Origin of the sequence: Lysinibacillus louembei (genome assembly GCF_033880585.1) — a bacterium.
In the GTDB taxonomy this organism is placed as follows: Bacteria; Bacillota; Bacilli; order Bacillales_A; family Planococcaceae; genus Metasolibacillus; species Metasolibacillus louembei.
This window is the reverse complement of sequence record NZ_CP137624.1, coordinates 93,981-113,802: the sequence shown is the minus strand read 5'-3', so window position 1 is coordinate 113,802 and position 19,822 is coordinate 93,981. Positions and strand designations below refer to the sequence as shown.

Here is a 19,822-nt window from a genome sequence, read left to right as displayed (position 1 = left end):
GCCTACAGACACCGTATATGTCTACGATTTTTGAGCTATATCACTCTGATAAATAAAATCAAATACATAAGAGGCATCTTTAAAAGTATAGCCTCTCGTCTGTAATGAATAATTTTCCTCTGGATAATGCACCTGCAAATAGTTTTCTAACTTTCGTTCAACTAATTAGTACCATGGCGTAGCAATTCGTTACAAAATAAAGAGCGTGTCCGAAAAATATTTCAGACACGCCTTTTTAGTTGGCTGGACGAACCATATTACTGTTTTAAATTTTCCTGAATATCCGCAAAGTAAGGCTGCTGTCCTTGGCGGAAATAAGTAAATAAATAACCTTTATGTTTTTTAATTCGCCCATTGAGGAAATCTTGATAAGAAATTGTTGTTGGGATAATGAGCGAGTGTTTGAATAAATCACGCTCTGTTATGCTCATTGCCGCAAATTCCTCACCAGCAATTGTAGGGTTTTGGCGCAATAGTGTATAAATATTTTTTTGCTGCTCTTTATCTGTACGTTCTTTCCACCAAATTTTACGTGGCTGGAATTGCTGTTCCTGTAAATAATCAAGCTGCATAATATTTTGTACAATCGCTAAATCGACGTTTGGCACTGTTTGTAAAAATTCGAGTAAACGCTGGAATAAATCTTCTAGCTGATGTCCGATACGTGACCAACCACGCATTTCCCAGTAAGTGCCGAAGCTTTGGAAAAAGTCGAATGGTGTTTCGAATACCTCTGTTACTAAATATTCAATTGTGTAATCCATGCGATGGGCATTCCAATACTTTTCAAGTACATCCTCTGCATGCTTAATGCGAACGATATCATCAAAGGTTAGCACATTATTTGAGAAGATTTCGTATGGTGCAATATCGACATATGTGTAGCCGTATTTTTTAGCTTCTAGACGTAGGCCTGTCCCGCGCAGTAGCTTTAAGAAGCCTAGCTGTAATTCCTCTGGGCGCATTGCAAAGACATCGTTAAATGTATCACGGAAGGAAGCGTAGTCCTCCTCTGGTAAGCCAGCAATTAAATCTAAATGCTGGTCGATTTTACCACCTTCTTTAACCATTGTCACCGTGCGTTTTAATTTCTCGAAGTTTTGACGGCGTTTCACAAGCTCATTTGTTAAATCATTTGTCGATTGTACACCAATTTCAAAACGGAACAAGCCTTTCGGTGCATTGTCGTTTAAAAATTGGATAACTTCAGGACGCATAATATCTGCTGTAATTTCAAATTGGAACACAACACCTGGCTTATGCTCATCAATTAAAAATTGGAACATTTCCATCGCATAGCTGCGGCTAATATTGAAAGTACGGTCAACGAATTTAATCGTTCTTGCTCCATTATCCATTAAAAAGCGAATGTCCTCTTTAATTTTTTCACGATTAAAATAGCGTACGCCTACCTCGATGCTTGATAAGCAAAATTGACATTGGAAAGGGCAGCCACGGCTCGTTTCGATATATTGGATGCGCTTGCCGAGATGTGGCAAATCCTCCTCAAAGCGAAACGGTGTAGCAAGCTCACGCAAATCAATTTTCGGTGGCTGTGCATGGATTTTCACTTTGCCATCTTCTAAATAGCAAATACCACGCACATCCTCTAACGATATATCACCATCTAAATAGTGCAGCAGCTCCTTAAAGGAGGTTTCACCTTCACCCATGACGATAAAATCAATTTCCGCATGATTTTTTAGCCAATGGTGCACATCATAGGATACTTCAGGGCCACCTAAAATAACTTTAGTGTTAGGTAAAACTGTTTTTAACATTTTAATCACATGCAAAGTTTCTTCGATGTTCCAAATATAACAGCTAAAGCCGACAACATCGGGCTGCTTTTGAAATAAATCTGACACGATGTTGAAGGCTGGGTCTTTAATTGTATATTCAGCAAGCTCTGGGATGAATTCAGGATAGGCACTTGCTTTTAAATAGCGGATGGCTAAATTTGTATGAATATATTTGGCGTTTAATGTAGCTAATACAATTTTCATAAACTCTCTCCTTTTTTCTAGTTATTATTGTAGCAGTGTAGCGTAAATGCGACAACTTACTAAAAATTGCGACTAACGTTTAATAACAAAATACATCATTTTTCGTTCAGCGTCATAAGCTAGGGATGACAAGATAAATAGCGTGTGATGTGGCTGTCTATTTTTGGAGGAGGCTAGAAACACCATTTGGCCCCAACTAATTAGAAAGCAAATCCATCGTAACAAATAGATATCAACGATATTTTTAGTTTTCTATAAAAAGACAAGCAAACTCATCTCTTCAAAAGAATTGTCTTTATTTTGTCAATTATATCTTTCGATGATAAATCTATTTTTTCTACAATAAAATTCCGAAAAAAAGAAACGTTTATTCGCATTTTGAAATAAAATATCTTGATTACTAAATATTTTTTCGGAAAATATAGAATATTAGGTAATAAAAATGTAATATAGTTAATAGGATATAAATAGCATACTAATTGATAGCGCGATTACTTTACAACAGGAGGTTCGTTTTACTTGAGTTATATTGATATTTCCAAGCTTGATAGACTCTTTGACGAGTGTAAAGAGTCAATTATTGTCATGCACGAATCAGGTCAAATTCAAAAAATGAATCAAGAAGCAGCGCAGTTATTAGGTCAGAATTATGTAGTGGAGCAGCTGCTACTTGATGACATGTCCATTAAAATATGGGATGCATTTGTAGAACAAATGAAGAATTTAGGAATAGCATTTTGTAATGTAAACATTATTGTAAAAAATAATTTAATTTCTACAACTATATTTGGCTGTTATTGTAAACAGGAGCAATCCTTTATTATTTGGCTAAATATTGAAGAGGTAGTTAATAAAAAGATTTTATGCTCTATTATAGATTACGCATACTCAGGAGCGATTTTATCGGACGAGCATGGAGATATTATAGATGCATCACAGGGTGCTTTAAATATTTTCGGATATAGCAATGAACAAATAATAGCTAAAACATATGAGCAACTATTGTATGATGTAGGTTTTTCACAAGAGGAATTTTTAGCGTATATTCAAAAAATGGACGAGTGCTCAGTCGGTGCAATAGATTTTGAGCAGGAAGTCGATAGTGAAACAATAATTTATGAGATGACAGCGGTTGCGGGAAGCATGGATCCTTTCATTGTGACGATTATTAAAGATGTAACTGAAGAAAGAAAGATGGAGGATGAGAAAGAAGAAAAAGTGCTGTCTAATTTAAATGAGCTTGTGGCGTCAATTGTACATGAAATAAGAAATCCAATGACTTCACTAAAAGGATTTTTAGATTTATTAAGATTGAATACGAGCGATGATGGTGAGAAGTATTTTTCTATTATTGATGCTGAATTTGAGCGATTAGAGCTTATTTTAGAGGATTTTTTATATTTATCAAAGCCACCAAGATATGTAATGGAGGAAATTTCTTTAGTTAAAATTGTTCAACAAATTGTTGACCTTATGCAGCCACAAGCAATTCAAAGTAATATTTTGTTAATGCTTGAACATTCGCTTGTAGATGAATATAAAATGATTGGCAATGAGGTACGATTGAAGCAACTATTGATCAACGTTATAAAAAATGCCATTGAAGTGATGCCGTTAGGTGGAACGATTACAATTACAATAGGCTATAATATGGATGGCGACATTGAGCTAATTGTAAAAGATGAGGGACAAGGTATGAATGAGGAAACGATGAACGGATTATTTACACCTTTCTTTACAACGAAAAAGCAAGGTTCTGGTCTTGGTTTACCTCTTGTTAAAAAAGTAATTGAAGAGCATAATGGCAATGTACGTGTTTGGAGTAAGGAAGGAATTGGAACGGCGTTTACATTTACAATCCCTGTTGATTCATATAAGTATGTAATGAATATGCCGTTGCAGGAATCGGTGAGTCTAACTTGATTTTGCTAAAACAAGGCTGTGATAGAGTTGTCTGACAAGATAGTACTTTTCAGACAACACTATTGCAGCCTTTTAAATAGAAAAAGAAATTTAAATATTGGACAAGTACTTTAAGGAATGGCTATAATGCTTTGTATATAAGTTATCTTGATTTAGCGGAATTTGTGTTTTGGCGAGGCGATGAGTAATTCACTAAATCAAACTAAAGCATCTAGTAATGTCGCACATTTTAACGGATAAACTCCAAAATGTAGAACATTAGTCAAGGCGTAATCGATTTTAGATAAGGATGGATTGTATGGCTTCAGAAGAAATTAAACAATCATTAAAGCTATTTATCGTACTGTCACGTGCATATAAAGCAATTAATGAAACAACAAATCAGTTTTTTCAAAAAAATGGATTAAATCCAACTGAATTTGCAGTATTAGAGCTTCTCTATCACAAAGGAAGACAGCCTTTACAGCATATCGGCAATAAAATATTATTGGCAAGCGGCTCAATTACCTATGTAGTTGATAAGCTTGAAAAAAGAGGTTACATAATGCGTGTATCTTGTCCAGAAGACCGCCGTGTGACATATGCGGATATTACTGAGGCAGGCGCACAATTTATGGCAGAAATATTTCCACAGCATGAAAAGCATTTACATGAGTTACTTAGTGCATTATCTTCTGAGGAAAAGGAACAAGCAATTGAGCTGTTAAAAAAGCTAGGTTTATCTGTGAAAGATCTATCCTATTAAGAGAATATGTATGTTTAAGGCACAAAGAAGGGGGCGTCCGAAAGTCATTTTGGGACGCCCCCTTTACGACGAGGATGTGACAATACTCGTCGAAGAAAAGCTCTATTGTGACCACCACAGGCGCACAATTTTAAACAAAAATTGACTATGTAAAAAAGCGGAGCTGTTCAGAAAGTTCACTTTCTGGACAGCCCCTTTTCTTTATTTAATTGTTAGGCCCATTTTTACAAGGGCATCTTTTAAATCAGCATCATTATCAAAAATAGTTAAGCGAATAAATTTATCTGGTCTTTCATATAAAAGTGTTAATACCGTTTCGCCTTCATATTCTACAAAAAATGTATGCATATTCGTAATTTGCTCGTCTAATTGAATAGATGATAAATCATATTCATTATAGTCTTCCCCAGCGAGAGAGGCCTCGACCATATCACTTGTATTTGTTAACAGCTCTTCAAATACGATATCTGCTTTTGGGAATGCTTCAATACGCATAGATACATCTGGGTCAACGTCAGCCATCACAACATCACGACCAGGCTCTTCAGCAGTAATGGTAAACCCGTCCATTAAATCGATATGATAATCTTGCTGTGGGCTTTGTGTGTTTGTTGTAGAACCCTTTATTTCTTGATTATTTGATTTATACGTAATAGATTGTACATCGTTTGTTGGATTTTCCTCTGTTGCTGGGTCTTCTGTATTTTCTTCTGTTTCCTCTTCTTCTACTGCATCATCTCCATCTGTTTCCTCTTGCTCGCTAGGATTTTCTACTGGAGCTCCATTGGAATCATCGGTTGGAGATGGTTCTTCAGTTTGTGATTCTGTACCACATGCTGCTAATAATAGAGCAGTTAAAATAGAGAGAATTAATAAATATTTTTTCATTTAACATTCCTCCTTATAATATAAGGACGTACCTAATTTAAATAAGTTTCCTGCAAAAAAGTAGTTATGTGAGTGGTAAAACTAAAAATAATAATAAAACAAACACTACATGGGAGACAATAATTAATGGTAAGCTTTTTTTCCATTCATATAAAGCACCCCATAAAAGACCTGAAACAAAGGCAGCTATTACGCCTGGTATAAAGCCGCTAATCGCAACTGAAATGGAGAATAAAAGCGCTGTAATAAGGACTGCATAGCTGCTTTTAACGAAGCGTTTTAATTGCTGTTGAACGAAGCCACGCCAAAACATTTCTTCTCCTACGACGATAATAAAAATAAGCAGTAAATAATGCCAAACTGTAGATGGGCCATATTTTGCTAAAAAGTTCGCAATTTGTTGTGGTGCATTTGGGCTTATAAACGGAAGGATTAAATAGCCTACTTTTACAATTCCATATGTGATGGTTCCATAACCAATACCGAATATTAAATATTGCCATGTCGGTAAGCTATCTTCGAATTTTTCTGTAACGAGTGAAATCGCAATGCCTACTAGCAGAGTAAATGTGTATAAGTACCAGAAAATCGCTTTTTCAGAAAATGTATAAAATAGCATTGCATACATGAAAATTAAAGAAAGCAACAGTATTGGAGCTTGTTTAACGAATTTCATAAAATGTATCAACCCCCTAACGTAATACTAACAAAAAAATGCCCTTTCATCATCAATTTTATAATGAAAGGACATTTTTCTAAATTATATTGTATAATAATTGTAAGTAATGCCATATTATAGTGTTAGTAATGCTTGAAAAGCTAGCTTATAGCAAATCCTATGACATTTAAAATAGCACAATTTTTAAAATTGTGGTAAAAATTATGCATTGTTATTGCAGCTAAATCAAGATAAAATTTTATAACGTTTATGGTTAACGACTGTTTTTTCTTCTATTTCTAGGTCAGTGAAATTCTCCATAATGGTTAAGTCAACGATAACCGAATTCTCATTTACCTTTTCAACAACACCTTGTAAGCCATCTTTAAACTCGATAATATTTCCAACTTCGGCAATTTTCACAGGCAGTCAACTCCTTTAATGACTTCATAATTAATGTCATTACCATAACTGTTGTAAGAATAACATATTAATAGCGTATAAATCAATTATACGGATATGGTTTTGGATTATTTTACTAAAATGTTTAATTAGTGATGTATTTTGAAGACAAATATTGTATAATAACAAAAAAGTCATTTTGAATTCAAAATAAAATGATGAAGTAAACTTGAATGATGAAATTTTAGGTAATTCATTTTAAATAAAGAAGTATGTGTTTAGAAGGAGATATGATTTTTTTATGGAATTATATAGAAAAAAGATAGAGGATTTGCGAAATAGAGAGGTACAATCAATAGAAATTGAAAAAGATGAATTTTTAGCATTTCGTCAAATTTTAGTAAATGAGCCTGACTTTAAGCATTTCCGAGGAGAAGCAAAGCAAGGTGGAAATATTGTATTTACCTATTTAGATATTGCTCGAACATAAGTAAATTATTTGTATCGATGACGAGGGGGGACAAAAGTGGACGATGGTATTTTGAAGCAGCTTGAACGTACGAGAGAATTAATGATTCGTTCAGGAATCGAAAACGGACTGCGAAATGCCAAGACAATTCGCTTGAGTAAACAACTAGATCGATTGATGAACAAATATGAGGAACAAAAGCAACAGAATAAAATAAATGATCAATTTATGAATTAAAAAAATATTTAAAAAATATGTTTAAGCTCATAAAATCGTGGGAATAATATGAATGAACACAGCAACATTCTCATTTCCCCCTTTTGGAGTAGAAGCAAACTAAAGCTTCTACTCTTTTTTTGTTTAGCTACTATAATAATTCTTATTTTTTACTTACAATAAAGTAGCTTAAAACTTTTATACAAAATGAGGAGGAATGGACGATGACGACAATCGCATTTATTGGAACAGGCGTTATGGGTGCAAGTATTGTAAAGCATTTATTAAAGGCGGAGCATGATGTAACAATTTATTCAAGAACAAAAGTAAAAGCATTACCTTTACTAGAGCTTGGTGCAAAGTGGGCCGACTCTCCAGCAGAGGCAGCAAGAAATAAAGAGCTTATTTTTACGATGGTTGGCTACCCACAAGATGTGGAACAAGTATATTGTGGGGAAAATGGAATCTTATCCACAGCCAAAAGTGGCGCAACTATAGTCGATATGACAACTTCTGAACCATCATTAGCAAAAAAGCTTTATACATTAGCTTTGGAAAAAGGGGTACATAGCATTGATGCGCCAGTATCAGGTGGCGATATTGGGGCACAAAATGGCACGTTATCAATTATGATTGGTGGGGATGAGGCAATTGTAGCATCCGTTCGACCAATTTTTGAGCTATTTGGAGCGAATATCGTGTACCAAGGACAGGCAGGTGCAGGGCAGCATACAAAAATGTGTAATCAAATTGCGATTGCAGGTGGGATGATTGGTACATGTGAGGCTATCATTTACGGCTTAAAGGCAGGGCTAACGATGGAGGATGTATTGATATCTATTTCATCGGGCGCAGCAGGTTCATGGTCGTTGTCGAATTTAGCGCCGCGTATATTAAAGCAAGATTTAGAGCCAGGGTTTTATATTAAGCATTTTATTAAAGATATGAAAATTGCTTTAGATGAGGCGCAGCAAATGAATTTACAATTGCCAGGTTTAAAGCTAGCAAAAAGCATGTATGATATTTTATTAACAGAAGGCTATGGAGAAAAAGGCACACAAGCCTTAATTAAATATTACGAGCGTTAAAGAGCAGTGTAGGAAAGTAGGAATCATCTACTTCTCCTACACTTTTTTCTTTAATAATTGAATTTTTTGTTTGAAACGAACAAAAAATGATTGCTTTTCATGTTAAAAACGAACATAATATGATTATTAGTTGTTCGAAATTATCGGAAGGAGTGCTTTTATGCAACCAAAAGATCGAAGAGAGCTTATTTTAGAACAGCTTACGATAAATGAAAAAATAGAAATTGAGAAGTTAGTAGAAACGTTAAATGTTTCAGCGATGACGATTCGCAGAGATTTAAATATTTTAGAGGCGGAAGAAAAAATTATCCGTACACATGGTGGGGCGGTATTAAATCAGCCGCTTGTAAATGAAGTTTCGTTTCAAATTAAGGAAACGAAGCACAGCTATCAAAAAAGGAAAATTGCCCAAACCGCTGTGCAATATATAAAAGATCATTCGACGATTTTACTTGATTCAGGCACAACAAATTTAGAAATTGCTAAACGATTAAAGGACAAGCGGCATTTAACTGTTTTAACAAATGATATTCGCATTGCTGTTGAATTAATGGATTCAGACATTAAAGTGATTGTCACTGGTGGTGAATTACAAAATAATACAGGAGCAATTTTTGGACCATTGACAGAGCAAATATTAAAAAATATTCATGTCGATCAATTTTTCCTTGGCTCTCATGCTGTGCACATGGAGGCAGGAAGCACAGCGCCAACATTTGAAAAGGCTTCCATGAAGCAATTGATGATTGAGTGTGCAGAAACCACATTGCTCGTAGCAGATTCAAGCAAATTTGATCAAAAATCACTTGCTAAAGTATGCGATTTATCTCAAATAGATGGCATTATTACGGATGATGGTGTGCCTACACACTATATTGAAAAATTAAGAGAAACATGTCGTGTCATTATTGCGGAGGGAGGCGATGAGCTATGAAAATAGGTGTGATTGCAGATGATTTAACGGGTGCAAATGCAACAGGTGTTAGATTGACAAAATCGGGATTTCAAACATCGACAATGGTGCATTACAATCAAGCCCCAACTGCTGCACAAGCCTCGGTATGTGTAGATACAGATAGTCGCTATGCGAAAAGCGATGTTGCGCAAATGAGAGTTGCTAAAGTGCTAGATAATTTATCTGCTTGGGGAGTGGAAGTTGTTTGTAAACGAATTGATAGTACAGTGCGTGGCAATATTGGCATCGAAATCGATACAATATTAAATAAACTGGGCGAAACCGCAATAGCCGTTGTTGTACCATCATTTCCCGATTCAGATCGCGTCGTTTCAGGTGGGTATTTATTAGTGAATGGTGTACCTTTACAATCGACAGATGTAGCAAGGGACCCTGTCGCTCCATTAACAAAATCCTATGTCCCTGCGATTGTACAAGGACAAAGCGAATATCATGTTGCACATATCGGCTTGGAAGTTGTACTAGCAGGCGAGCAAGAGGTTGCACGAGCTTTCAAGCAACAAATACAGGCAGGTACTCGCATTGTCGTTGTAGATGCTGTAACAAACGAAGATATTGAAGTAATTGCCAATGCAATGGCAGCATTGAAGGAACAGAAAATGATTCCATGTGACCCAGGGCCACTAACAGCAGCTTTTTCAAGAGCATATTTTAGCCAGGCATTATCCAATAAAAAAATACTTGTAACGGTCGGTAGCGTAACGGCAAATAGTGCCAATCAGCTACATTATTTAATGGAAAAGACGAATGCGCATCCAATTTACGTTGAAACAGCTAAGCTAACAGCAAGCACAGACATGTGGGAGCAGGAAGTACAACGAGTTGTTGAAGCAGTATTAGAGGAAATGAAGCAGCAAGAAATATTGATTATTACAACATATATCCCTGGCTCTGAGCCTCTTGATTTAAAAGAAATCGCTGAGCAGCAAAATATGAAGCAGGAGTTTTTAGCTAAGCGCATTGCAGATGGGCTCGGAAAAATTACAAGACTTGTTATTGAACAAAGCGAATTTGAAATTGGGGGCTGCTTCTCAAGCGGTGGCGATGTTACGGCATCTATTTGTTCGTTAGGTCATGTAGAAGGAATTAAACTACATGATGAAATTCAACCGCTCGTTGCATATGGAGAATTTATTGGTGGTTACTTTGATGGCATTCCACTCGTGACAAAGGGTGGTATGGCTGGTGATAAAAAAGCGATTTATACAAGTGTTCGCCATTTAATGATGATGGCAGCAAATGGACATCAAAACAAGATTGAGGAGGAATAAATTATGACACAAGAAAGAGCAATTATTGGCATTCCGATGGGAGATCCAGCAGGGATTGGACCAGAAATTACGATGAAATCTTTAGCAAAGGCTGAAATTTATGATGTATGTAAACCATTAGTAATCGGTGATGCAGCTGTGCTAAAAAAAGCGATTGAAATCGTAGGTGCAAATTTAACTATTAATGAAGTAACGACACCTGCTGAAGGTAAATATGAGCTAGGTACAGTGGACGTTATTAATTTAAACAATATCAATATCAATGAATTACAGTATGGTGAAGTGTCTGCACAATGTGGGCAAGGTGCATTTGAATATATTAAAAAATCAGTGGAGCTTGCAATGGCGGGTGACGTACAAGCAATTGCGACAACACCGATTAATAAAGAATCTTTAAAGGCTGCAAAAGTGCCCTATATTGGGCATACAGAAATGCTGGAAGATTTAGCAGGCTCAGAAGACCCATTAACAATGTTTGAAGTAAGAGGTATGCGCATTTTCTTCTTAACGCGCCACTTATCATTGAAGGATGCAATTGATGCGATGACAAAAGAGCGTGTGCGTGATTATTTAGTACGTTGTGATAAAGCGCTACAACGACTTGGGGTAGAACGTCGTCATTTTGCGGTAGCAGGCTTAAACCCACATAGTGGTGAAAACGGCTTATTCGGCTGGGAAGAAGTAAAAGAAATTAAACCAGGTATTGAATTAGCTGTAGCAGAAGGAATTGATGCAGTAGGTCCTGTACCAGCAGACTCTGTCTTCTTCCAAGCGCTAAATGGCAAATACGATGCGGTATTATCGCTTTACCATGACCAAGGACATATCGCAGCAAAAATGACGGATTTCCATCGTACCATTTCGATTACAAATGGCTTGCCATTCCTACGTACATCTGTTGACCACGGGACAGCATTTGATATCGCAGGGAAAAACATTGCAGAAAGTGTTAGCATGGAAGAATGTATTAAAGTTGCGGCACAATATGCACCGAATTTCACAAAAAATAGCTTATAAAATTACTGTCGGGAACTTCTCCCGGCAGTCCGTTTTACCATTAAAATGAAAACACTTACATTCAAGGGGGAAAAGAGATGGATACAGTATCAGGTACGCAATTAATGGCTGGGCTTATACTAGGAGTTATCGTTTTAATTTTATTAGTTTTGAAAACAAAAGTTCACGCATTTTTAGCATTGCTTATTGCTGCATCAATAGCTGGTATTGTGGGAGGAATGGCGCCAGCCGCTGTAGCCGATACAATTTCAGCAGGCTTTGGTAGTACATTAGCTTCTGTCGGTATTATTATTGGGTTAGGCGTTATGATGGGAAGAATACTAGAAGTATCAGGTGCCGCAGAAACCTTAGCCTATGCATTAATTCGCTTTGTTGGGAAAAGAAAAGAAGAATGGGCAATGGGGATTGCAGGCTTTATTGTATCAATTCCGATATTTGTTGATTCTGCGTTTGTTATTTTAAATCCATTAGTGAAATCATTATCGAAAAAAACAGGTAAATCCGTTGTAGCAATTGGTGTCGCATTAGCATCAGGGCTTGTTATTACGCATTCCCTTGTACCACCAACTCCAGGTCCTTTAGGCGTAGCAGGTATTTTTGGCGTTGACATGGGGATTATGATTGGTCTCGGTTTATTATTCGGTATTCCATTAATGATTGTCGGTATTTTATATGCGAAATGGTTAGGCAATAAAATTTATCAATTGCCTGATGAAAACTCAGAAACTGGCTTTGTTCGTCCAACAGAAAAAGTAGGTTATTCAGATTTAAGCGATGCGATGGATAAGCGAGAAAATGACAAAGCATTACCTTCTTTAATGTTATCTTTACTGCCAATTTTAGTGCCAATTATTTTAATTTTCTTAAATACGACTTTAGTTGCTTTAGATTTACAGGAAGGTTTTTATGGAATTTTAATTTTCTTAGGAAAACCAATTATTGCGGTAGCAATCGGTTTATTGTTTGCCATTTACGGGTTGGCAAGAAAAATGCCACGTGGTGAAACACTTGAGCGCATGGAGGAAGGCATTCAGTCAGCAGGGATTATTCTTCTTGTAACAGGTGCTGGTGGCGCATTAGGCTTCGTCTTACGTGAAAATGGTGCGGGTGATTATATTGCAAACATGATTGCTGAATTGCCGTTACCAGCATTTTTAATTCCATTCTTCGTAGCGACATTAGTACGACTTGTTCAAGGTAGTGGTACAGTAGCGATGATTACGGCTGCATCCATTTCAGCACCAATTTTATCGCAAATGGATGTCAATATGGCGTTAGCTGCACAAGCAGCTGCGATGGGAGCACTTGTCTTCTCATACTTTAATGATAGCTTATTCTGGGTAGTAAATCGTATGTCAGGCATTACCAATGTTAAGGAGCAAATTTTAGTATGGTCAGTGCCAACGACGTTAATGTGGTTTACAGGGCTAATTGTCCTATTAGTAGCTAATGTATTTATGTAGAGAAATAAATTTCTATCAATATTGAAAGCTCGAACACCTGTAGCGGATTTTTATAAAATTTCGCTACGAGTGTTCGGGCTTTATTTTATCTAGTAGATAGAAGTATGACAATTGTAAAAATTTTAAAACGGTGATATGCCAAATAGTTGCGCTGTGATACAATTGGTATATAAAAAATGGGGCTTTAAGAGAGGGGCGAGTAACCTTGGATCATAAAGGTATTTTATTAGAAAGTGGTACTAATGAATTAGAGATCGTAGAATTTGAAGTAGCTAATAATAAATTTGGTATTAACGTAATTAAAGTCAAAGAAATTATTCAGCCAATTCCTGTGACATTTATCCCACATGTGCATCCACATGTAGAAGGAATCATTCAGCTACGTGGAGAGGTTTTGCCCGTTGTTGATATGTTGAAAGTATTAGGACTTAATCATTTACAGCATGGTCCACAGCAAAAGTATATCGTTGCAGAATTTAATAAGCAGCGTGTTGTATTCCATGTGGACAATGTTACACAAATTCACCGTATTTCATGGAATCAAATTGAAAAGCCTTCTGATATGTATCAAGGTGGTGTATCACAGGTTATCGGTGTTATTAAACATAACGAAGAAATGATACTTTTGCTTGACTTCGAAAAAATTATGGTTGATATTAACCCAGATTCAGGAATTAGTGTAGAATCTGTCAAAAAATTAGGGAAGCGTGAGCGCTCTGAGAAAAAAATTATCATTGCCGAAGACTCGCCATTATTGCGCAAGCTGTTACATGATACGATGCATGAAGCAGGCTATGATAATATTGACTTCTTTGAAAATGGTCAAGATGCTTTAAATTATTTAGAAGCATTAGCGAAAGCTGGTGGAAATATCGAAGAGCATGTTCAGCTTGTTATTACAGATATTGAAATGCCACAGATGGATGGTCACCATTTAACGAAGCGAATTAAAACAAATCCTGATTTGAAAATATTACCTGTTATCATATTCTCAAGCTTAATTACAGATGATTTGCGACATAAAGGAGATCAAGTTGGTGCGGAGGATCAAATTTCAAAACCAGAAATCGCAGAGCTTATTTTACGCGTAGATCAATTTATTTTGTAGTAAGCACCTATCCAATCATATGTAAATGAAAAGTCGGATGCTTACGAATAGGTATTCCGACTTTTTGAGTTGGATTAGTAATGATGTCGAGACGTAAAAGGCAAGTGACGGATAAGTAGTAAATACGTTGGCTAGGCTGAATAAAGAGAACGAAAAGGAGCAAAAAGTATGAAAGATATGAAAACAGCGATTATTGATATCGGCTCAAATACTGTCCGTCTCGTTATGTATCGCTACAGCAAAAATGAAGGCTTGCGAGAGTTTGGAAATATGAAAAAAGTGGCGCGTCTACGTACATATCTTTTACCAAACGGTGAGATGTCTGAAGAGGGCATTCAACTATTGCAAGATTTATTAGCGTCATTTAAGCAAATATTAGAGGACTATGAGGTGACAGATATTAAAATTGCTGCAACAGCAGCTGTTCGCCAAGCAACAAATAATGCTGAAATTGTTGAACGTATGCAGCGAGAGCTTGGGATGACCCTTGATATTTTAACAGAGGAAGAGGAAGCATACTTTGGCTTTGTAGCTGTAGTAAATTCAATGGTTACGCCATCAGCTATTACAATTGATATCGGTGGCGGTTCAACAGAAATTACGTTGTTTAAAAATAAAAAGCTACTAAAAACGCATAGTTTTCCATTTGGAACGGTATCTCTTAAGCAAAACTATGTCAATAATACAACGATTACAGAAGACGAAAAACATAAATTACGCAGCTTTCTGCGTGAGCAATTTATGTCGCTACCATGGATAGTCGATACGAATCTACCTGTTATTGGTATTGGGGGAAGTGCACGTAATATTGGGCAAGTGCATCAGCAACAAATTGGCTATCCAATCTCAGACGTACACCATTACGAGCTAACTAAACAGAATATTGACACATTAAAGCTAGAGCTTGGCGGCATGAGCTTTGAACAGTTGAAACAATTAAACGGTTTATCAGCGGACCGTGCAGATATTATTGTCTTAGCGCTTGAAGCATTTGCGGCATTAATGGATGTAGTGAGCTCAAAGCATTTTCAGCTAAGTAAAAAAGGACTACGTGAAGGCTTAATTATTAATCGAATTGCGGGAAGCAATTCAACTGCATTTGATAAATATAATGTATTTAATATTAACGCACGACGTATCGCCTTTGAATATGGGCGCTCTGAAGAGGAGGCCTTAACACTCAGCAGCTTAGCAGAACAATTATATCGAGAAGCCTGTCTTTTAGAATTATTTCATTCCAATGAGGAGCATTTAGAGCTTATTACACGAGCAGCGAAGCTTTATGCGATTGGGGAGTATATTGAGCTAGATTCAGCAAGTCAGCATACGTTTTACTTAATTTCAAATCAATCGATTCCAGGAATTACACAAATCGAACGTATTAAAATAGCGCTTTTAGCCTCCTATAAAAATAAGGAGTATTTTGAACGCTTTATACAGCCATTTACAGCATGGTTTTCCAAGGAAGAGCAAAAGGCTTTACGAGATTTTGGCGCATTGCTGAAATTCATTTACGGATTAAACATTTCAAAAAGAAATATCGTGCGCAAAATAACATTGGAAAGAATGGGAGAGGAAATTGTAGCGATTGTCACAACAGAGCGAAATGCTGTTGCGGAGGAATATCAAGCAAACAGACAAAAAAAGCATCTTGAGCGCCTATTTAAACGTAATTTAATGATTAAATTTGAAGTAGAAGGACGGGATGAATAATGTCAACAAATATTAGCGCAAATGAAATGAATAATAATCTTGAAAATGTCAATACTACATTATCGAAAGAAACTTTGCTTGAGGAAATTAGCAAGCCTCAATATTATAATAACAGAGAGTTAAGCTGGCTAGCTTTTAATGAGCGTGTATTAGAAGAGGCGGAAGATACGAATAACCCATTATTAGAGCGCTTAAAATTTTTGGCTATTTTCAGCTCGAATTTAGATGAGTTTTTTATGGTGCGTGTAGCTGGATTACAGGATCAAGTAAGAGCAGGCTTCCATAAAGCAGAAAATAAATCGGGCTTAACACCTAAGGAACAGCTAACCAAAATTGCTGAGCGCACACAGGCATTGGTGCGTCGACAAATGGAAATATATCGCTACTTGATTGATGACCTACTATCACAAGAAAATGTCTTTATTCGTGATTTAAAGCTACTAACAGCAGAGCAAAAGAAATATATTAATGAATTATTTGAAGAAACGATTTTCCCTGTTTTGACACCTATCGCTGTAGATGCGTATCGCCCATTTCCAACTTTATTAGGTGGGACGCAAAACTTGCTTGTGATGCTAGAGAGCAATACAGATGTAGAGCTTGAAAATGTAGATAAAGTAGCGATAGTACAAGTACCATCAGTGTTAGAGCGCGTTATTAAAGTACCTAGTCATAATGATGAAACGGTTTATGTGTTGCTAGAAGATGTCATTACAAGTCACATTGATAAGCTATTTTTCGGCTATAAAGTGAAATCTTCACAAGCCTTTCGCCTAACGCGCAATGCAGATTTAACAATTCATGAGGAAGGTGCACAGGACTTATTAGTAGAAATTGAAAAAGAGCTGAAAAAGCGCAAATGGGGCGTTGGTAGCCGTCTTGAAGTACGTGATGGAGAAATGAACGACGATGTGCTTGAATATTTATTAGAGGAATTCGAAATTGAAGAGTCTGATGTATTTAAAATTGATGGACCGCTTGATTTAACATTTATGTTCCCCTTTGTGAAGGCAATTTCTCCAGGGCTTGAGCATCTAATGTATGAGAGCTTTATCCCACAGCCGCCGCAAGATTTAAGCTCGGATGAAAATTTATTCGAAAAAGCATTAGTGCAAGATTTATTTTTCCATCATCCATACGAATCATTCGTGCCGATTGTGGACTTTATTATGGAAGCAGCCAATGACCCATCTGTCCTAGCAATTAAGCAAACGCTATACCGGGTAAGTGGAAATTCGCCAATTATTCAAGCGTTGAAGCAGGCGGCGGAAAACGGCAAGCAGGTGACTGTTTTAGTGGAATTAAAAGCGCGTTTTGATGAGGAAAACAATGTACATTGGGCAAAGCTTCTTGAACAAGCAGGCTGCTTAGTGATTTATGGAATGAACAACTTGAAGACACATTCTAAAATTACGCTAGTTGTTCGAAGAAGAGCTGGAAAAATTGAGCGCTTTGTGCATTTAGGAACAGGAAACTATAATGATGCGACAGCTAAAATATATACCGATATGGCCATTATCACATCGAATAAAGATTTTGGCATAGATGCAACAAACTTCTTCAATTATTTGAGCGGTTATACAGAGAAGCCAAAATTCAATCATCTAGTCGTATCACCCTACGATATTCGCGATGAATTTATTCAATTAATTGATGAAGAAATTCGTTGTCATAAAGAGCATGGGAATGGCTTTATAAAAGCAAAAATGAACTCATTAACAGACAAGGATTTAATGTTAAAGCTATACGAAGCTTCAATAGCAGGTGTCAAAATAGAGTTAATTATTCGAGGTATTTGCTGCTTGCGACCAGGTATTAAAGGTGTGAGTGAAAATATTTGTGTAACGAGCATTGTGGGACGCTTTTTAGAGCATTCACGTATTTTCTGGTTCCATCATAATGGAGCAAATAAGCTATTTTTATCATCGGCAGACATGATGACCCGCAATATGGTTAATCGTGTAGAGATTTTATTCCCAATCTATTCGCTTGATATTAAACAGCGTATTATGGATATTATGGATTTACAATTAAGCGATAATCAAAAGGCACGTATTCAAGATGCGAATGGGAAATATCATTATAAAGAGGGACATACGAGCGTAGAACGTATTAACAGTCAGGAATCGTTTTTAAAAGAGGCGATTGGTACAGTGAAACTTGACGAATAGGCAAGCGCGCAATAATAGTTGTCTGGAGGATTCGATAACAACATGATACAACATAATGTAAACAATTTATTCGAAAAAGTTATTCAGCTAAATCCATTTGATGCAGTTGTTGTTTTAAAGCATGTTGAACAAAAATATATTGTTCAACATGCAAATTGTAAGGCACTGCGTTTATTTAATTGCTTATTCGAAGAAGAAATGGATGCAGAACAGTTTTTTCATCAAATTAATTGGTTTGAAATGCAGCAATTCATTTCACAAAATGATCAAGAAATTAAAAGAATGAAATTGGACGATGTGGATATAGCTGTCGTTTTACAAACAATTGTGGAGCAAGGTGAGGAATATGTAGTTGTCATTATACGTTCTTTAATTGCATCACCAATGATGGACGAGCAAGGCTTGCATATGATTGGCTCAGCCTACTATGATGAATTAACAGAGCTTTATAATCGTAGAGCATTAAATAAGCAATGGACAGATGAGGAACGTTTCGAAAAAACATCCAATGTTGCATTATTACTCGTGGATTTAGATCGCTTTAAAAAATTTAACGAATCCTTAGGAAAGCAACGTTCTGATCAACTATTATTTGAAGTAAGTGAAAGATTTAAAAGCTTGCGCAGCGAATATTGTGAAGTATTTCGACATAATGGAGATGAGTTCGTCATTATTTTCAATTATGAAGAGCTGAGTGAAGTAGAAACGATTGCCTATAACATTTTGCAAAGCTTGCAAGAACCATTTATCGTCGATGAACAAGAATATTTTGTGACGGCTTCCATTGGAATTGCTATAGCAAAAACTGTGGATAGAGATTTAGATACCTTGCTCCATCAAGCAGATCAAGCGTTATTTTATATGAAAAATAATGGCAGAGGACATTATTGCTATTATCGTGAGGAGCTTAATCATTATTTCCCGAATGAAGCCTTAATGGAGGCACATTTACACAGAGCGATTGAGTTAAATGAGCTAATGATTTATTTTCAGCCACAGGTTAATTTAGAAACAAATAAAATAGACAGCTTTGAGGCATTAATACGCTGGGAAAATCGTAAATTTGGCATGGTGTCACCAGCACAGTTTATTCCGATTGCCGAATCCTCAGGCTTAATTATTAGCATCGGTGAATGGGTGCTAGAGCGTGTTTGTCAATATCAAAAAGAGTGGCGAGAATGTGGATTCAAGCCTGTACGGGTAGCAGTCAATATATCACCAAAGCAGTTTAAGCAAAAGAGCTTTGTAAAACGTATTTCAGCTTTATTGAAAGAATATGCTATTGAGCCAAAATATTTGGAGCTAGAAATTACAGAGAGCTCTATGACAGATTTGCATGAAACGACATCTATTTTAAAGCGCTTAAAGGAAATTGGTGTTTATGTATCAGTAGATGATTTTGGTACAGGCTATTCATCGCTTAGCTATTTAAAGGAATATCCGATTGATATTATTAAAATTGATCAATCCTTTATTGTAGATATCGAAAAGGATCAGAAAAACAAAGCGATTGTTGAAACGATTATTTTGCTTGCTCAAAACCTAGGATTAGAAGTGATTGCAGAAGGTGTTGAGGAAAGTGGACAAGAGCAATTTTTAAGGGAAAATAACTGTCAAAAGGTACAGGGCTATTTATATAATCGCCCGCTACCTGCAAAGCAAATTGTGGAGCAATACTTTCATTAAAGGGCTGTGTGAAAAGATTTTT

General features: G+C 36.3%; 17 protein-coding genes. 13 read left to right on the top strand and 4 right to left on the bottom strand.

Annotated elements, in window-relative coordinates; translation table 11 throughout:
- Window positions 1-257 precede the first annotated feature (257 nt).
- On the bottom strand, window positions 258-2,006 hold the full coding sequence (locus R6U77_RS00575; protein ID WP_319836998.1) for a B12-binding domain-containing radical SAM protein: 1,749 nt from the start codon (window positions 2,004-2,006) through the stop codon (window positions 258-260).
- Window positions 2,007-2,525: 519 nt separating this feature from the next.
- Here R6U77_RS00575 and R6U77_RS00570 point away from each other — a divergent pair.
- Together R6U77_RS00570 and R6U77_RS00565 are read left to right on the top strand one after the other, a co-directional pair.
- Window positions 2,526-3,929, top strand: a complete 1,404-nt coding sequence (locus R6U77_RS00570; RefSeq protein ID WP_319836997.1) for an ATP-binding protein — start codon at window positions 2,526-2,528, stop codon at window positions 3,927-3,929.
- A 298-nt stretch (window positions 3,930-4,227) separates the two neighbouring features.
- Complete coding sequence (locus R6U77_RS00565) at window positions 4,228-4,674, top strand: MarR family winged helix-turn-helix transcriptional regulator (RefSeq protein ID WP_293922303.1); 447 nt, start codon at window positions 4,228-4,230, stop codon at window positions 4,672-4,674.
- A gap of 201 nt (window positions 4,675-4,875) precedes the next feature.
- Here the strand turns inward: R6U77_RS00565 and R6U77_RS00560 are convergent, their stop codons facing one another.
- The 3 genes from R6U77_RS00560 to R6U77_RS00550 all read right to left on the bottom strand — a co-directional run bounded on the left by R6U77_RS00560 (window position 4,876) and on the right by R6U77_RS00550 (window position 6,643).
- Window positions 4,876-5,562, bottom strand: coding sequence for a hypothetical protein (locus tag R6U77_RS00560; RefSeq protein ID WP_319836996.1), 687 nt, complete (start codon window positions 5,560-5,562; stop codon window positions 4,876-4,878).
- Window positions 5,563-5,626: 64 nt separating this feature from the next.
- Window positions 5,627-6,238 carry a CPBP family intramembrane glutamic endopeptidase gene (locus R6U77_RS00555; protein ID WP_319836995.1) on the bottom strand — a complete coding sequence of 204 codons (612 nt, stop codon included), beginning with the start codon at window positions 6,236-6,238 and terminating at the stop codon, window positions 5,627-5,629.
- A 228-nt stretch (window positions 6,239-6,466) separates the two neighbouring features.
- Window positions 6,467-6,643 carry a YkvS family protein gene (locus R6U77_RS00550; RefSeq protein WP_293922311.1) on the bottom strand — a complete coding sequence of 59 codons (177 nt, stop codon included), beginning with the start codon at window positions 6,641-6,643 and terminating at the stop codon, window positions 6,467-6,469.
- A 280-nt stretch (window positions 6,644-6,923) separates the two neighbouring features.
- On the opposite strand from R6U77_RS00550, the gene R6U77_RS00545 reads away from it, so the two are divergent.
- The 11 genes from R6U77_RS00545 (at window position 6,924) to R6U77_RS00495 (ending at window position 19,800) form a co-directional block, all read left to right on the top strand.
- Window positions 6,924-7,112: a hypothetical protein gene (locus R6U77_RS00545; protein WP_293922313.1), complete on the top strand. Its 189-nt coding sequence runs from the start codon at window positions 6,924-6,926 to the stop codon at window positions 7,110-7,112.
- Window positions 7,113-7,148: 36 nt separating this feature from the next.
- Window positions 7,149-7,328: an aspartyl-phosphate phosphatase Spo0E family protein gene (locus tag R6U77_RS00540; RefSeq protein WP_293922315.1), complete on the top strand. Its 180-nt coding sequence runs from the start codon at window positions 7,149-7,151 to the stop codon at window positions 7,326-7,328.
- A 203-nt stretch (window positions 7,329-7,531) separates the two neighbouring features.
- Complete coding sequence (locus tag R6U77_RS00535) at window positions 7,532-8,395, top strand: NAD(P)-dependent oxidoreductase (protein WP_319836994.1); 864 nt, start codon at window positions 7,532-7,534, stop codon at window positions 8,393-8,395.
- Between the two features lie 160 nt (window positions 8,396-8,555).
- Complete coding sequence (locus tag R6U77_RS00530; RefSeq protein ID WP_319836993.1) at window positions 8,556-9,329, top strand: DeoR/GlpR family DNA-binding transcription regulator; 774 nt, start codon at window positions 8,556-8,558, stop codon at window positions 9,327-9,329.
- Window positions 9,326-10,642 carry a four-carbon acid sugar kinase family protein gene (locus R6U77_RS00525; protein ID WP_319836992.1) on the top strand — a complete coding sequence of 439 codons (1,317 nt, stop codon included), beginning with the start codon at window positions 9,326-9,328 and terminating at the stop codon, window positions 10,640-10,642. Before R6U77_RS00530 ends, R6U77_RS00525 begins: the two co-directional genes overlap by 4 nt.
- A 3-nt stretch (window positions 10,643-10,645) precedes the next feature.
- Window positions 10,646-11,659, top strand: a complete 1,014-nt coding sequence (pdxA, locus tag R6U77_RS00520) for a 4-hydroxythreonine-4-phosphate dehydrogenase PdxA (RefSeq protein ID WP_319836991.1) — start codon at window positions 10,646-10,648, stop codon at window positions 11,657-11,659.
- 77 nt (window positions 11,660-11,736) lie between these two features.
- Window positions 11,737-13,122 carry a GntP family permease gene (locus R6U77_RS00515; RefSeq protein WP_319836990.1) on the top strand — a complete coding sequence of 462 codons (1,386 nt, stop codon included), beginning with the start codon at window positions 11,737-11,739 and terminating at the stop codon, window positions 13,120-13,122.
- Window positions 13,123-13,327: 205 nt separating this feature from the next.
- Window positions 13,328-14,230: a chemotaxis protein gene (locus tag R6U77_RS00510; RefSeq protein ID WP_293922326.1), complete on the top strand. Its 903-nt coding sequence runs from the start codon at window positions 13,328-13,330 to the stop codon at window positions 14,228-14,230.
- Window positions 14,231-14,398: 168 nt separating this feature from the next.
- Window positions 14,399-15,943: a Ppx/GppA family phosphatase gene (locus R6U77_RS00505; RefSeq protein ID WP_319836989.1), complete on the top strand. Its 1,545-nt coding sequence runs from the start codon at window positions 14,399-14,401 to the stop codon at window positions 15,941-15,943.
- Window positions 15,943-18,114: an RNA degradosome polyphosphate kinase gene (locus R6U77_RS00500; protein ID WP_319836988.1), complete on the top strand. Its 2,172-nt coding sequence runs from the start codon at window positions 15,943-15,945 to the stop codon at window positions 18,112-18,114. The genes R6U77_RS00505 and R6U77_RS00500 overlap by 1 nt, the downstream gene beginning before the upstream one ends.
- Before the next feature lie 42 nt (window positions 18,115-18,156).
- A complete protein-coding gene (locus R6U77_RS00495; RefSeq protein ID WP_319836987.1) occupies window positions 18,157-19,800 on the top strand; it encodes a putative bifunctional diguanylate cyclase/phosphodiesterase in 1,644 nt (547 codons plus the stop codon).
- Window positions 19,801-19,822: the final 22 nt, after the last annotated feature.

What these genes read in the sequence shown, in the direction of transcription:
- R6U77_RS00575 (WP_319836998.1), bottom strand. Translation starts at nt 2,006, where the DNA reads ATGAAAATTGTATTAGCTACATTAAACGCCAAATATATTCATACAAAT.
- R6U77_RS00565 (WP_293922303.1), top strand. Translation starts at nt 4,228, where the DNA reads ATGGCTTCAGAAGAAATTAAACAATCATTAAAGCTATTTATCGTACTG.
- R6U77_RS00560 (WP_319836996.1), bottom strand. Translation starts at nt 5,562, where the DNA reads ATGAAAAAATATTTATTAATTCTCTCTATTTTAACTGCTCTATTATTA.
- R6U77_RS00555 (WP_319836995.1), bottom strand. Translation starts at nt 6,238, where the DNA reads ATGAAATTCGTTAAACAAGCTCCAATACTGTTGCTTTCTTTAATTTTC.
- R6U77_RS00545 (WP_293922313.1), top strand. Translation starts at nt 6,924, where the DNA reads ATGGAATTATATAGAAAAAAGATAGAGGATTTGCGAAATAGAGAGGTA.
- R6U77_RS00535 (WP_319836994.1), top strand. Translation starts at nt 7,532, where the DNA reads ATGACGACAATCGCATTTATTGGAACAGGCGTTATGGGTGCAAGTATT.
- R6U77_RS00530 (WP_319836993.1), top strand. Translation starts at nt 8,556, where the DNA reads ATGCAACCAAAAGATCGAAGAGAGCTTATTTTAGAACAGCTTACGATA.
- R6U77_RS00525 (WP_319836992.1), top strand. Translation starts at nt 9,326, where the DNA reads ATGAAAATAGGTGTGATTGCAGATGATTTAACGGGTGCAAATGCAACA.
- pdxA (WP_319836991.1), top strand. Translation starts at nt 10,646, where the DNA reads ATGACACAAGAAAGAGCAATTATTGGCATTCCGATGGGAGATCCAGCA.
- R6U77_RS00515 (WP_319836990.1), top strand. Translation starts at nt 11,737, where the DNA reads ATGGATACAGTATCAGGTACGCAATTAATGGCTGGGCTTATACTAGGA.
- R6U77_RS00505 (WP_319836989.1), top strand. Translation starts at nt 14,399, where the DNA reads ATGAAAGATATGAAAACAGCGATTATTGATATCGGCTCAAATACTGTC.
- R6U77_RS00500 (WP_319836988.1), top strand. Translation starts at nt 15,943, where the DNA reads ATGTCAACAAATATTAGCGCAAATGAAATGAATAATAATCTTGAAAAT.
- R6U77_RS00495 (WP_319836987.1), top strand. Translation starts at nt 18,157, where the DNA reads ATGATACAACATAATGTAAACAATTTATTCGAAAAAGTTATTCAGCTA.